Source organism: Kitasatospora sp. NPDC057595 (genome assembly GCF_042800875.1).
GTDB lineage: Bacteria > Actinomycetota > Actinomycetes > Streptomycetales > Streptomycetaceae > Kitasatospora.
The window spans coordinates 92,010-105,340 of record NZ_JBHVGL010000009.1; the positions used below are offsets into that span (position 1 = coordinate 92,010).

General features: G+C 71.7%; 13 protein-coding genes and 1 tRNA gene. 5 read left to right on the forward strand and 9 right to left on the reverse strand.

Going from position 1 to position 13,331, the window contains the following annotated elements:
• The first annotated feature begins 13 nt into the window (after positions 1–13).
• The 3 genes from ACFU9E_RS16130 (at position 14) to pknB (ending at position 5,319) form a co-directional block, all read left to right on the forward strand.
• On the forward strand, positions 14–1,435 hold the full coding sequence (locus ACFU9E_RS16130; protein ID WP_380681561.1) for an FtsW/RodA/SpoVE family cell cycle protein: 1,422 nt from the start codon (positions 14–16) through the stop codon (positions 1,433–1,435).
• On the forward strand, positions 1,432–2,889 hold the full coding sequence (locus ACFU9E_RS16135; protein ID WP_380681522.1) for a peptidoglycan D,D-transpeptidase FtsI family protein: 1,458 nt from the start codon (positions 1,432–1,434) through the stop codon (positions 2,887–2,889). Before ACFU9E_RS16130 ends, ACFU9E_RS16135 begins: the two co-directional genes overlap by 4 nt.
• 261 nt (positions 2,890–3,150) lie before the next feature.
• Positions 3,151–5,319 carry a Stk1 family PASTA domain-containing Ser/Thr kinase gene (gene pknB, locus ACFU9E_RS16140; protein WP_380681519.1) on the forward strand — a complete coding sequence of 723 codons (2,169 nt, stop codon included), beginning with the start codon at positions 3,151–3,153 and terminating at the stop codon, positions 5,317–5,319.
• A 247-nt stretch (positions 5,320–5,566) separates the two neighbouring features.
• Here pknB and ACFU9E_RS16145 read toward each other — a convergent pair whose 3' ends face one another.
• The 5 genes from ACFU9E_RS16145 to ACFU9E_RS16165 form a co-directional block, all read right to left on the reverse strand.
• On the reverse strand, positions 5,567–6,442 hold the full coding sequence (locus ACFU9E_RS16145; RefSeq protein ID WP_380687386.1) for a class E sortase: 876 nt from the start codon (positions 6,440–6,442) through the stop codon (positions 5,567–5,569).
• A 52-nt stretch (positions 6,443–6,494) separates the two neighbouring features.
• Positions 6,495–7,808 (reverse strand): class E sortase, encoded by a 1,314-nt coding sequence (locus ACFU9E_RS16150; protein WP_380687378.1) that lies wholly within the window; start codon positions 7,806–7,808, stop codon positions 6,495–6,497.
• A 14-nt stretch (positions 7,809–7,822) separates the two neighbouring features.
• On the reverse strand, positions 7,823–8,485 hold the full coding sequence (locus ACFU9E_RS16155) for an aminodeoxychorismate/anthranilate synthase component II (protein ID WP_355362470.1): 663 nt from the start codon (positions 8,483–8,485) through the stop codon (positions 7,823–7,825).
• Between the two features lie 55 nt (positions 8,486–8,540).
• Positions 8,541–8,723, reverse strand: coding sequence for a hypothetical protein (locus ACFU9E_RS16160; RefSeq protein ID WP_350560556.1), 183 nt, complete (start codon positions 8,721–8,723; stop codon positions 8,541–8,543).
• Positions 8,724–8,797: 74 nt separating this feature from the next.
• On the reverse strand, positions 8,798–9,562 hold the full coding sequence (locus ACFU9E_RS16165) for a DUF881 domain-containing protein (protein WP_380687380.1): 765 nt from the start codon (positions 9,560–9,562) through the stop codon (positions 8,798–8,800).
• Between the two features lie 114 nt (positions 9,563–9,676).
• Between ACFU9E_RS16165 and crgA the strand changes: the two genes are divergently transcribed.
• Complete coding sequence (gene crgA, locus ACFU9E_RS16170; protein WP_355362474.1) at positions 9,677–9,925, forward strand: cell division protein CrgA; 249 nt, start codon at positions 9,677–9,679, stop codon at positions 9,923–9,925.
• 363 nt (positions 9,926–10,288) lie between these two features.
• On the opposite strand, the gene ACFU9E_RS16175 is transcribed toward crgA, so the two are convergent.
• Complete coding sequence (locus ACFU9E_RS16175) at positions 10,289–11,200, reverse strand: rhomboid family intramembrane serine protease (RefSeq protein ID WP_380687382.1); 912 nt, start codon at positions 11,198–11,200, stop codon at positions 10,289–10,291.
• Positions 11,201–11,496: 296 nt separating this feature from the next.
• Here ACFU9E_RS16175 and ACFU9E_RS16180 point away from each other — a divergent pair, with 296 nt between their 5' ends.
• Positions 11,497–12,183 carry a DUF5324 family protein gene (locus tag ACFU9E_RS16180; protein ID WP_380687384.1) on the forward strand — a complete coding sequence of 229 codons (687 nt, stop codon included), beginning with the start codon at positions 11,497–11,499 and terminating at the stop codon, positions 12,181–12,183.
• Between the two features lie 72 nt (positions 12,184–12,255).
• On the opposite strand, the gene ACFU9E_RS16185 is transcribed toward ACFU9E_RS16180, so the two are convergent.
• The 3 genes from ACFU9E_RS16185 to ACFU9E_RS16195 form a co-directional block, all read right to left on the reverse strand.
• Positions 12,256–12,328: transfer RNA gene (locus ACFU9E_RS16185), tRNA-Ala, on the reverse strand.
• Positions 12,329–12,518: 190 nt separating this feature from the next.
• On the reverse strand, positions 12,519–12,647 hold the full coding sequence (locus tag ACFU9E_RS16190; RefSeq protein WP_014137031.1) for a DLW-39 family protein: 129 nt from the start codon (positions 12,645–12,647) through the stop codon (positions 12,519–12,521).
• Positions 12,648–12,903: 256 nt separating this feature from the next.
• The gene (locus tag ACFU9E_RS16195) at positions 12,904–13,275 is read right to left on the reverse strand and encodes a DUF6191 domain-containing protein (protein WP_380715079.1); all 372 of its coding nucleotides are present in this window, start codon (positions 13,273–13,275) and stop codon (positions 12,904–12,906) included.
• Positions 13,276–13,331: the final 56 nt, after the last annotated feature.

The window sequence follows — 13,331 nt, forward strand, 5'->3', positions numbered from 1 at the left end:
CCGGGACACCGGCGTGCCGGCCGACCGCGCGTCCTCGCGGCGCCGCCGCAACACCACCATCTCGCCGCAGGCGACGCCCAACCGGCGCAACACCGAGCTGGCGATGCTCGCCTTCGCGGTGGCACTGCCCGTCCTGGCGTACGCCAATGTGGGCCTGGCGATGGACGGGAAGCTGCCGGCCGGCATGCTCGGCTACGGCCTGGGCATGGGCGCCCTCGCGCTGATCGCCCACCTGCTGATGCGCAGGTTCGCGCCGTACGCGGACCCGCTGATGCTGCCCATCGCCACCCTGCTGAACGGGCTCGGCGTGGTGATGATCTGGCGCCTGGACAAGGCCGGACCGCTGCTGAAGAGCAACTACCCGGCGGCCGCCAACCAGCTGATGTGGTCCGGCCTGGGCATCGCGTTCTTCATCGTGGTGATGGTCTTCCTGAAGGACCACCGGGTCCTCCAGCGCTACACCTACATCTCGATGGCGGTCGCCCTGGTCCTGCTCGCCGCGCCGGCGTTCTTCCCGGAGCGCAGGGAGGACTTCGGCGCCAAGATCTGGATCCGGATGGGCTCCTTCTCGATCCAGCCCGGTGAGTTCGCCAAGATCATCCTGACCGTGTTCTTCGCCGGCTACCTGATGGTCAAGCGGGACGCCCTGGCGCTGGCCAGCCGCCGCTTCATGGGCCTGTACCTGCCGCGCGGGCGCGACCTCGGCCCGATCATCGTGATCTGGCTGCTCAGCCTGCTGATCCTGATCTTCGAGAACGACCTCGGCTCGTCCTTCCTGTACTTCGGCCTCTTCGTGGTGATGCTCTACGTCGCCACCGAGCGGACCAGCTGGATCGTCTTCGGCCTGCTGATGTCGGTCGGCGGCGCGGTCATGGTGGCCTCCACCACCAGCCACGTGAAGACCCGCATCGACGCCTGGCTCGACCCGATGGCCGCCTTCGGGCCGCACCCCCCGCAGAACTCCACCGAGCAGATCGGCCAGGCGCTGATGTCCTTCGGCTCCGGCGGGGTGACCGGCACCGGGCTCGGACAGGGCCGGTCCTGGCTGATCGGCTTCGCCGCCAAGAGCGACTTCATCCTCGGCTCGTTCGGCGAGGAACTGGGCCTCACCGGCATGATGGCGATCTTCATGCTGTACGCCCTGCTGATCCAGCGCGGCCTGCGCACCGCGGTCGCCGCCCGCGACCCGTTCGGCAAGCTCCTCGCCGTCGGCCTCTCGTCGGCGATGGCGCTGCAGGTCTTCGTGGTCGCCGGCGGTGTCACCGGACTGATCCCGCTGACCGGTATGACCATGCCGTTCCTCGCCCAGGGCGGTTCCTCGGTGGTCGCCAACTGGGCGCTGGTCGCGATCCTGCTGAAGATCAGCGACAACGCCCGCCGACCCGGGGTGGAACCCACTCCGACACCCGAGATCCAAGGGGGCAACGCCTCGTGAACAAGCCGATCCGCCGGGTATCGATCTTCTGCCTCGTGCTGATCCTGGCCCTCATGGCGCGCACCAACTGGGTCCAGGGCGTGCAGGCCGACGCCTGGGCGAGCAACAAGTACAACAAGCGCCAGGACTACGACCGCTACGCCTACCCGCGCGGCAACATCATCGTCGACGGCCAGCCGATCACCCAGTCCACCTTCGTGAACGGCCTGCGCTACAAGTACAAGCGCTCCTGGACCGACCCCCTGATGTACGCCCCGGTGACCGGTTACTCCTCGCAGGCCTTCCAGTCCAGCCAGCTGGAGCAGCTGGAGGACGGCATCCTCTCCGGCAGCGACGACCGGCTGTTCTTCCGCAACACCCTGGACATGCTGACCGGGGAGCAGAAGCGCGGCGGCGACGTCGTCACCACGATCAACTCCAAGGCCCAGAAGGCCGCCTTCGACGGACTCGGCAACAAGAAGGGCGCGGTCGTCGCGCTCGACCCGAAGACCGGCGCGATCCTCGCCCTGGTCTCCACGCCCTCCTACGACCCGGCCAGCTTCGCCGGCAACACGGAGGCGGACGGCAAGGCCTGGACCGACCTCAACGCCGACCCCAACAAGCCGATGCTCAACCGGGCGCTGCGCGAGACCTACCCGCCCGGCTCGACCTTCAAGCTGGTCACCGCGGCGGCGGCGTTCGAGAACGGCCTGTACCAGAACATCGACGACCAGACCCAGACGCCGGACCCGTACACCCTGCCGGGCACCAACTTCGTGCTGAAGAACGAGTCCGACCAGGAGAGGTGCGGCAACGCCACCATCAAGTCCGGCATGGACCAGTCCTGCAACACGGTGTTCGCCAAGATGGGCGCCGACCTGGGCAAGGACAAGATGCGGGTGCAGGCCGAGAAGTTCGGCTTCAACAGCACCGTGGACACCCCGATCCGCTCGGAGAAGAGCGTCTTCCCGTCCAACTCCACCCCGGACGGCACCGCCCAGGACTCGATCGGCCAGCACGACACCCAGGCCACCCCGCTGCAGATGGCGATGGTCTCCGCTGCGATCGCCAACAACGGCACGCTGATGCAGCCCTACCTGGTCGCCGAGGAGCGCTCCGCCTCGCTGACCACCATCTCCAAGCACACCGACAAGCAGTTCTCCCAGCCGGTCAGCCCGGCGACCGCGAAGAAGCTGCAGGACCTCATGGTCTCGGTGGTCGAGAACGGCACCGGCAGGAACGCCAGGATCCCCGGCCTGACCGTCGGCGGCAAGACCGGCACCGCCCAGCACGGCGAGGGCAACGCGGGCCTGCCGTTCGCCTGGTTCACCTCCTACGCCAACGCCCCCGACGGCCGCTCGGTCGCGGTCGCGGTGGTCGTCGAGGACGGCTCGAACAGCCGTGACGGCATCAGCGGCGGCCGGCTCGCCGCGCCGATCGCCAAGTCGGTGATGCAGGCCGTCCTGGGCAAGTGACCGCATGCGTCCCGGGGTGAGGGAAATGTCACGATCGGCGGCCCTGTCCGGATACCGGTCTGGTATCGGCCTGCCGTCGACTCGGGCCGCGCACGGTCGGACCGGTAGCGTATCCGCAGCAACGGGTGTGCCCGTTGCCGTCCGCGCGGTGCCGGAGGGTCCTGACCGCAGAACCACCCGGGGCCCGGACGGCGTCACACGGAGCGTGCGGGGACACCTACGTCACAACCTCACCGGCGGGTGAGGGAGAGGGTCGGATCTATGGAAGAGCCTCGTCGCCTCGGCGGCAGGTACGAGCTCGGCGGCGTCCTCGGACGCGGCGGCATGGCCGAGGTGTACCTCGGCCATGACACCCGGCTCGGCCGCTCCGTCGCCGTGAAGACGCTCCGGGCCGACATGGCCCGTGATCCGTCGTTCCAGGCCCGCTTCCGCCGTGAGGCGCAGTCGGCGGCGTCGTTGAACCACCCCGCGATCGTCGCCGTGTACGACACCGGCGAGGACTACATCGACGGCATCTCCATCCCTTACATCGTGATGGAGTACGTCGAGGGCTCCACCCTGCGCGAGCTGCTGCACTCCGGCCGCCGGCTGCTGCCGGAGCGCGCGCTGGAGATGACCATCGGCATCCTGCAGGCCCTGGAGTACTCGCACCGGGCCGGCATCGTGCACCGCGACATCAAGCCCGCCAACGTCATGCTCACGCGGCAGGGCAACGTCAAGGTGATGGACTTCGGCATCGCCCGCGCGATGGGCGACGCCGGCATGACGATGACGCAGACCTCCGCCGTCATCGGCACCGCCCAGTACCTCTCCCCGGAGCAGGCCAAGGGCGAGCAGGTGGACGCCCGCTCCGACCTCTACTCCACCGGCTGCCTGCTCTACGAGCTGCTCACCGTCCGTCCGCCGTTCGTCGGCGACTCCCCCGTGGCGGTCGCCTACCAGCACGTCCGGGAGGAGCCGCAGCCGCCGTCCGTCTTCGACCCCGAGGTGCGCCCCGAGGTCGACGCGATCGTGCTCAAGGCGCTCGCCAAGGACCGCGACTACCGCTACCAGACCGCCGACGAGATGCGCGACGACATCGAGCGCTTCCTCGACGGCCTGCCGGTGGCCGCCGCCCAGCAGGCCGCCGCGTACGGCATGGGCGCCGGGTACGGCTACGACCAGAACGGCTACCCGCAGCAGCACGACCCGTACGGCCAGACCAACGTCCTGCCGCAGCAGGCGCCCGGCGGTCCGACCACCGTCCTGCCGCAGGCCGCCCCGGGCGGCTACCCCGCCCAGCCGCAGGCCGGCGGCTACGACGACGGCTACGGCCAGACCTACGCCGGCGCCCAGGGCGGCGGCAACGACGGCTACGACGACGGTTACGGCCGCGGCGGCCGGCGCGCCGAGGAGCCGCCGAAGAAGAGCAACACCTCCTGGATCGTGCTGGCGGTCGCCGCCGTGCTGGTCCTGGTCGGCACCTTCTTCGTCGCCCAGGCGATGTTCGGCGACAAGAAGGGCGACCAGAAGAAGGAGGCGCCGACGGTCTCGGCGCCCAGCCTGCTCGGCAAGAGCCTGGCGGACGCCAGGACGGCCGCCGTCCAGGCCGGTCCCAAGCTGGTGGTCACCGAGGGCGAGAAGATCGCCTGCCCGGACAGCAACATCAAGAAGGACCAGGTCTGCACGCAGAACCCGGCCGCCGGCACCCAGGTGGCCGAGGCCGCCACGATCACGGTGCAGCTGTCCTCCGGCCCGGCCAAGGCGACCGTGCCGAGCGTGGTCGGCAAGACCAAGGACCAGGCCCTCAAGGCGCTCGGTGACGCCGGCTTCGCCAACGTCTCGACCGACTACAAGGACGACGACAACGCCCCGCTGGACCAGGTCATCGCACAGGACCCGGCGGGCGGCGGCGCCGACCCGACCGCCCCGGTCAAGCTGACCGTCTCGCAGGGCAAGGCCAAGATCAACGTACCGAGCGTGGTCGGCCAGCAGAAGGAGGCCGCGGAGGCCGCCCTGACGAGCGCCGGTTTCCAGGTGGACTCCTCGAAGACCACCCAGACCAACGACCCGACCAAGGTCAACACGGTGGCCTCGCAGAACCCGGCGGGCGGCAAGCAGCCGGCCAACACCAAGATCACGCTGACCATCTTCAAGGCGCCGGAGAAGGCCACCGTCCCGCCGCTGCAGAACGTCGCCCTCAAGGACGCCATCAAGACCCTGGAGGGTCTGAACCTGAAGTACAACGTCGCCCAGGGCCCGCAGGACCCGAACGCGATCGTCCTCGCCTCGAACCCGAGCGCCGGGACCCAGGTGGACCCGGGCACCACGGTCATCCTGATGACCAAGGCGGTGGACCCGCCCAAAGGGAACGACCCCCCCACACTCCCCGGGATCCCCGGCCTCCCCACCCCCTCGAACACCAAAGGGGGACCCAACGGCAACAACTAAGCCCTGGTTCCCCTGGTTCTGAGCCCCTCGGGGCGGGACCGGCCGGGTGAAAGTTGTTCCGGACAGCGGCGAGGGCCCGTCGACGGTGTCGACGGGCCCTCGGGCGTTCCCCCCGGGCCTTCCCGGGTGCACCGGGTTTCCGGGGGCCACCGGCGCCTCCTGGGGGCTCCTGGGGGCTCCTGGGGCCTCCTGGGGCCTCCTGGGGCCTCCCTGGAGGCGCCGGTGACCTCAGCGGCCCCAGCGGCCCTCAGCCGCGCCGCAGCTCGGCGGGCGGGGTGCGCTTGGCGTCCATGTCGTCCACCCGCACCAGGCTCCCCCACACCGCCATCCGGTAGCGCGAGGTGTAGACCGGGGTGCAGGTGGTCAGCGTGATGTACCGGCCGGGCTCGGTGTAGCCCGAGCCCTTGGGCACCGGGGCGACGATGCCGGTGTCGAACTTGGAGGTCTCCGGCAGGGTGCTGTCGACCCGGTAGACGTACCACTTGTCCCGGGTCTCGACGACGATCGGGTCGCCCTTCTTGAGCGCGTCCAGGTCGTGGAACTTCGCCCCGTGGCCGTCCCGGTGGGCGGCCAGCGCGAAGTTGCCGGACGCGTCCCAGGGCATCGCCGCGCGGTACGGCTGCTCGTAGACCCCGGCGACGCCCTCGGCCAGGGTGTCCGTGTCGGTGCCCATCCGGATCAGCACCTGGTAGTTCCGCCCCATCGCGGGGACGTGCAGGAAGCCGACGCCCGCGCCCGTCGACCGACCGGAGCCGCCCGACCCGGTGCCGCCCCCGCTCCCCGGCTGCGCACCGCCCACCGTCGGATCGTCCGGGGCGGCCGAGGCACCGGGAACGGCGGGGTCGCCCGGCGCGGCGGTGGCGGAGCCCCCGGCCGGGGGAGCGATCGGTCCGCCGGCCGCCCAGGAGTCGCGCAGCTGGTCGGAGGCCGCGGCGGCGGAACGGTCCGCCAGCACGTCGGTCCACCAGAGCGAGTAGCCGACGAACAGCCCGAGCACCAGACCGAGGGTGATCAGCAGCTCGCCGAAGACCCCCACCACGGCCAGCGCCCGCCGCCGCCCGCGGCGCGGCCCGCGCCCGTCCCCGGACTCCGGCCCGGCCCCCGGGAAGGCCTCCTCGGCCACCGCTTCGGTCTCCTGGGTCACATCTCTCCCCTTGCTACTCGCCCGCTCGCGGTCAGCCTCCCGTGAGGGCGGCCGGCTTGCCCTGGGTGCGCGGCCGTTCCTCGATCATCTTGCCAAAGACGATCAGCCGGTACTTCGAACTGAACTCCGGCGTGCACGTGGTCAGCGTGATGTACCGGCCCGCCCCGCTGTACCCGGCGCCGTTCGGCACCGGCTTGATCACGCTCACGTTGGACGGCGGGGTCTCCGGGATGCCGCCGGTGACCTCGTAGGTGTAGTACGCGGTCGCGGTCTCCACCACGATCTTGTCGCCCTTGCCGAGCTGGTTGATCCGCCGGAACGGCTCGCCGTGGGTGTTGCGGTGCGCGGCCAGCGCGAAGTTGCCCGCCTTGTCGGCCGGCATGCCGGTGCCCGTGTAGTGCCCCACCAGGCCCTTGTCGAGCACCGCGCCCTTGGCGGTGCCCTCGGCGATCGGGAACTTCTGGCCGAGCTTCGGCAGATGGATGATCGCGAAGCCCTTGCCGGGCTCGAACGTCTCCGGTTTGGCCGGATCCGGTGCCGGCTGTCCGGCCGCCGGGGCCGGGGCGGCGGCGTCGAACTGCTCCTCCAGCTGGCTGCGGGCCCCGTCGGCGGCCGCGTCGGCCTGCACATTGGTCCACCAGAGCTGGTACGAGACGAAGAGCAGCATCACCAGGCCGAGGGTGATGCACAGCTCGCCGAGGAACCGGGCGAGGACCACCGCCACCGATTCCTTCGGCCGGGGCCGGTCCCCGGCCGCGGTCCGGGTGCCCGAGCGGCGCCGTCCGCGCCCCTGCGCGGCCCGCCGGCGCTCGGCCCGCCCGCCGGCGGGAACGGCCGGCCGCGGTTCGGCGGCCACCGCGTCCATGGTGACCGTCTCGGCGGCGGCGAGCACCTCTCGTTCCGTCCCGGGCGCGTCCGGGCTCTCCAGGTGCAGCCGGAGCGTCTCCTCGGCCCGCGCGGGCGCGACGGGGGGCGCGGCCTGCTCGTAGACGCCCCAGCCGTCCTCGGCGTCCTGCGGCCCCGCCCAGCCCTGGTGCTGGCCCTGCTGGGCGGGAATGAAGCCGCCCTGCCGGAGCTGCTGCTCCTGGTACGGGTCGTACCCCTGGTACTGGCCCTGCTGGTACGGCCCCGGCGGGTACTGCCCGCCGTACGGGCCCTGCGGCGCCTGCGCGCCGTACTGACCGCCGTACTGGTCCTGGTGGCGGCCGTACTGCTCCTGGTGACCCTGGGGGTCCTGGTGACCCTGGTGACCCTGGTGGGGGTACTGCTGCGGGTACGGCCCGCCCTGGTACGCGCCGCCGCCCCGCGGGTCCGCCTCCGGCTGGTGGCGTCGCTCCGGACGCACCGCGGTCACCCCGCTCAGCCCCGGCCGATCACCGGGGCGAGCCCGGCGGACCGGTCGACGGCCTGCGGGTCGCCGCACTCGGCCAGCCAGTTGGCGAGCATCCGGTGGCCGCCCTCGGTGAGCACCGACTCCGGGTGGAACTGCACGCCCTCCACCGCGAGGTCGCGGTGGCGCAGCCCCATGATCACGCCGCTCCCGGTGCGCGCGGTGACCACCAGCTCGTCCGGCACGGTGCCGGGCTCGACCGCCAGCGAGTGGTACCGGGTCGCGGTGAGCGGCGAGGGCAGGCCGGCGAACACCCCGCCGTCCTCGTGCTCGACCGGCGAGGTCTTGCCGTGCAGCAGCTCGGGCGCCCGGCCGACCACGGCGCCGTAGGCCACCGCGATGGACTGCAGGCCCAGGCAGACGCCGAACACCGGAAGTCCGATCCGCGCGCAGTGGTGCACCATCTCGATGCAGACGCCGGCCTCCTCGGGGGCACCCGGGCCGGGGGAGAGCAGCACCCCGTCGAAACCGGCGTCGCCGTCGCGGCGCACCGCGTGCTCGACGGTCACCTCGTCGTTGCGGACCACCTCGCAGGTGGCACCGAGCTGGTAGAGGTACTGGACCAGGTTGAAGACGAAGCTGTCGTAGTTGTCGACGACCAGGATGCGGGGCGGGGTCGGCCGGGAGGTCATGGGCGCGCGTTCTCCGGTGGGTGCGGGGACTGGGGCGGGGGGCGGAGCCGCCGGGTCAGCCGACGGCGCCGTCGCCGCCGTCTCCGTCCACTGTGACGTCACCGAAGGGCAGGAGCGGTTCCGCCCACGGGAAGACGTAGGTGAAGAGGAGGTAGACGATCCCCAGCACGAGGAGCACCGAGACGACGGCCTTGACCAGGGTGTTCCCCGGCAGATGACGCCAGATCCAGCCGTACATGGTGCTCCCTCGACGCAGCGGACTGGGGTCAAGACTAGACCCCGGGTCGCGGCTGCCAGGCGCGTCCCGCCGCTCTACTGCTGGCCGGTGGCCGCGCGGAGGTCCGCCGTTCCCGAGTAACCGGGCAGGGCGAGGTCCCCGCTCTCCTGCACCTTCCAGCCCAGTCCGTACGCCTGTACGTACTGCTGGTAGTTGCGGATCGTCGGGTCCGCCTCCACCGCGGCGCGCAGCGCGTCGGTCCGGCCGACCGCCCTGACCACGTACGGCGGCGAGTAGACCCGGCCCTGGAGCAGCAGGGTGTTGCCCACGCAGCGGACGGCGCTGGTGGAGATCAGCCGCTGGTCCATCACCTGGACGCCCTCGGCGCCGCCGCGCCAGAGCGCGTTGACCACGGCCTGGATGTCCTGCTGGTGGATGACCAGGTCGTTGACGTCCGGCTCGCGCACGCCGGGGATGCGCGCGGTCGCGTTCGGCGGGGCGTCGTTGAGGGTGACGGTGAGGCCGGGGCCCTGGAGCGGGTCCAGGGCGGCGGCCTGCTCCAGGGCGGTGAGCTGCGCGGCGTCGGCCGGGCTGCGGCCCTGCTGGCCGGTGAGCTGCTGGGACCGCTCCTGGAGCTCGGCGAGCTGGGCCTGGGACTGCTGGTTCTGCGCGCTGCGCTGCCTTATCACGTCGGACAGGCTGAGGAGCGAGTTGTCGGTGCGCAGGTCGGTGCCGCGCGCGGTCTGCGCGCTGATGTAGAAGAGCAGTCCGGCGAGCGCGAAGACGGCGCAGGTCAGGGCACGTCCGACAATTCGGGTGCCGGAGGCGCGGGTACGGGCCGGCCGAGGGGGAATCGACAAATTAGGCACCGTACCCTTATCTCCTTCGGACCCGCCGAACCACTACGCTAACGGACGCCGCCACACCACCGTGAACCCCTGCGCGGTCACAGCGCATCGACAGGAGAGCTCCTCGTGCCGAAGTCTCGACTCCGCAAGAAGTCCGACTACACCCCGCCGACCACGGCGACGGTGAAGATCAGTTCGGGCCGCAGCTGGGTTGCGCCGCTGATGTTGGCGATGTTCCTGATCGGTCTGATCTGGATCGTCACCTACTACGTGACCAGCGGCAGCTGGCCGGTGGAGAGCTGGCGGAACTGGAACATCCTGGTGGGCTTCGGCTTCATCGCGGCGGGTTTCGGCGTCTCCACCCAGTGGAAGTGACGCCGGGGCTGCTGCCCTGAGCTCCTTCACCGCCGCCCCGGACGGCTCGACCCGGGGCGGCGCCCCGGTGTGCCCGGACGGTCGACTTCCGCCGTGCTTCCGCGCTCGGTAATCCGATTACCACGCTTATCCACATGGTTATCCACACTGGGGAAAAGTCACTCGGGCCTGTGGATAACTCGCGCCGGGGGCGCTTTCCACACCGCCGCGCGCCCTTCTCGCGAAGGCCGGATCCGCACAGCAGGACACGCGTAGAACAGCCGTTCACGGCCGGTCGTTCGCACAGCCTGTGCACAACCCCGCACATGCTGTGGACAACCGTGCGGACGCCGGGCGCCCGTACGGACGGTCCGGGCCGGCGGTTCACCCGCCGTAGGCGGCCATCCCGGCGAGCACCATCGCCAGCACCAGACCGGCCACCCCCGCCAGCGTCAGCCCCTGGACGGCCGCCCGGCGGCCGCGCGGGGCGTACATCAGTCCGGCCGCGGTCAGCATCCCGGCGATCAGGCCGCCGAGGTGCGCGCGCCAGTCGATCCCCTGGACCGAGAAGGTGACGATCAGGTTGAACACCAGCAGCGCGACGATCGGCCCGAGCGGGGCCCTGACCCGGCGGTAGAGCACCACGGTCGCGCCCAGCAGGCCGAAGACCGCCCCCGAGGCACCCAGCGAGCGCATCCCGTCGCCGGCCAGCAGGAAGGCGAAGGCACTGCCGGCCAGCCCGGAGAGCAGGTAGAGCGCGAGGAAGCGGACCCGGCCCAGCGCCGCCTCCAGCTGCGGGCCCAGCACCCAGAGCACCAGCATGTTGGTGGCGATGTGCCAGGGCGCGGTGTGCAGGAAGACGGCGGTCAGCAGCCGGTACCACTGGCCCGGGCCCTCGGCGACGCCGGAGGCGAACGGGTAGTAGTGGTCGGGGGCGAAGCTGCGCAGTTCGAGGTCGAAGGCCAGCCAGGGCGTGAGCACGTAGCCGGCGAGGACGAAGACCACCAGGTTGATGCCGATCAGCGCCTTGGTGACCAGCGCTCCGTCCGTGGCCGGGCGTCCGCCGAAGCGGGTGGTCGCCCGCCGGACCTGGCGGCCGCCCTCGCTGACGCAGTCCGGGCAGTGGAAACCGACCGAGGCGTTCACCATGCACTGCGGGCAGATCGGCCGGCCGCAGCGCGAGCAGCCGATGCCGGTCTCCTGCTCGGGGTGCCGGTAACAGCGGGACAGCCCGTTCCCGCCGCCCGCCGGGCCGGGGGTCGGGTCGATCGGCGGCCTCGGCTCGTCCGGGAGCATCGGCTATCCCCTTCTGCCACGACTTGCTGCGACGACACGTACGCGCTCCCGGCGGGGACCCGCCGGAACCGCCAGCCTACTGCGGCCATACCCCCGACCGGACGGCCCATTCGCCCCCGACCGGTACCGCCGCCCGCCGCACCCCGGCCCCAACCCGGCACGCCGCCCCCTCCACCGCACCCCGGTCACGGCACCCCACCACCGGCCCACTCCGGCATGCCATCGGACAAATCCGGATGCATGATCAGCATTCAGGTGGATATGTGCACAAAGGACGCCACCAGGAGGAGAGACTCGTGACCCCTTTGGACTCGGCCCGAGCAACGGCCGGCAACTTCGCGGACAACGCCCGGCAGCAGGCCTCCCAGGCCGCCCACACCGTCCGCGTCCAGTACGACCGGCACATCGCCCCCCAGGTCGGTCACGCCTTCGCCAGCCTGCCACCGGAGGCCCAGCAGAACGCCCTGAAGGCCCTGCACCGCACCCAGGAGGCCGCCCTGGCCGCCCGCCACTCCGCTTCCCGGGCGGCCTGCCAGGCGCGCTCCACGGTCGCCCCCAAGGTCGTGCACGCCGTCGAGGAGGCCCGCGCGGCCGTCGGCCCGGTCGCCCACGAGGCCCAGACCCGCGGCGCCGCCGCGCTGACCGCCATGCGGGGCAACGTCACCTCGGCGGAGATCAGCGAGCTCGCGGCCCGCAACGCCCGCAAGTCGTGCCGGGCCGGCTGGGCGACCGGGCTGGCCGTGGCCGGGGTGATCGCGATCGTCAGCGGCATCGCCACCTGGCAGTGGTGGCGGCACCGCAGCAACCCGGAATGGCTGGTGGAGCCTCCGGCCGACGCCCGCCCGGCCGACGCGCGCGCCACGGGCCCCGGCACCGGCCCGGCCACCCCGGTGAACGGCTCGCCGGAGGCCGGCGGCACCGCCGCGGCCGACACGCCCACCGAGGACCGCTCCGAGCCGCGGGACCCGCGCGAACCGCACTGAGAACGCGGATCGGCCGCTGACCAGGATTCAGGTCAGCGGCCGATCGCCGTCCTCACGCGGTGGAGGAAACTGTGGAGCTTAGGAGACTCGAACTCCTGACATCTGCCTTGCAAAGGCAGCGCTCTACCAACTGAGCTAAAGCCCCGGGGCGGCACCGGACGCACCGCCGGACACTAGCGTACCCGGTCCCGGCACGAATCCGGTGCCCCGTCCCGGCACTCCTGCCGTGCGGGGCCGGAACCTCCGGCCGGCCCGGTCACCCGACCGGGCCGGCCGGCCCGGGAGGCGCCGCGCGGCGCCTCCGAAGACTGTCGATCGTCAGATCGTCGGTGGCCTCAGCGACCGGCCGGGACCGGGTCGGTGGCCTCGGTCCACAGGTCCTGCTCGGCGCGGTCCGCCTGGACCTGACGGTAGACAAAGAAGCCGCCGAGGGCGACCAGGGCGACCAGGAGAAGCTTCTTCACCGCGGGACCTCGTCCTTCTTGCGTTGACGGACTCAGCAGCCGTGCGCCGATCGTTCCGATCGGGCCGACGAGTCCGTGGTTTGTTACGAGCACGAACGGGCGGTCGGTGTGCCGGACTGCCCTTGCGGCCGATGATACACACCGGTGTCCCAATCGTGACCAGCGACCGCTGCCTCCAACCGACCCGTCCGGCCGGAGGATTGACGCCACACCTCCTGTCGTACGGTCGGCCCGGCGCAGAGCCTGCGCAGAGCCGTCACCCTTCCCGCCCACCCGCCGGGGAACCGGCCGGTGAACCGGGCAGTGGAGCGGGCGCGGAACCCGTCGGCGCCACCACCACCGCCACCCCGGACGCCAGGTCCACCCGGGTGCGCGGCGGCGCCCCGTCGTCCTCCTCGTCGCGCAGCATCAGGCTGCTCTGCCGTTCGTCGAGCTGATGCTGCTTGCCGGCCGCGAACTGCGCGTGCAGCTGCTCGAAGCCGGTCGCCGAGATCTGCCCCTCCCGGCCGGTCCCCCGCCACGGCACCAGGCGCGACCGGCGCGCCTTGAGCGCCAGCTGGTCGACGAACGCCAGCACCACCAGCAGACAGACCAGACCGGGGATGGTCATCGCGAACAGCAGACCCATCGCGTCACCGCCTCCACCGTCGGACACCGCCGGGCGGGCCCCGGCCCTCCACCGGT

Coding starts and splice junctions, on each gene's coding strand:
- pknB (WP_380681519.1), top strand. CDS start 3,151: ATGGAAGAGCCTCGTCGCCTCGGCGGCAGGTACGAGCTCGGCGGCGTC.
- ACFU9E_RS16155 (WP_355362470.1), bottom strand. CDS start 8,485: ATGACCTCCCGGCCGACCCCGCCCCGCATCCTGGTCGTCGACAACTAC.
- ACFU9E_RS16160 (WP_350560556.1), bottom strand. CDS start 8,723: ATGTACGGCTGGATCTGGCGTCATCTGCCGGGGAACACCCTGGTCAAG.
- ACFU9E_RS16175 (WP_380687382.1), bottom strand. CDS start 11,200: ATGCTCCCGGACGAGCCGAGGCCGCCGATCGACCCGACCCCCGGCCCG.
- ACFU9E_RS16195 (WP_380715079.1), bottom strand. CDS start 13,275: ATGGGTCTGCTGTTCGCGATGACCATCCCCGGTCTGGTCTGTCTGCTG.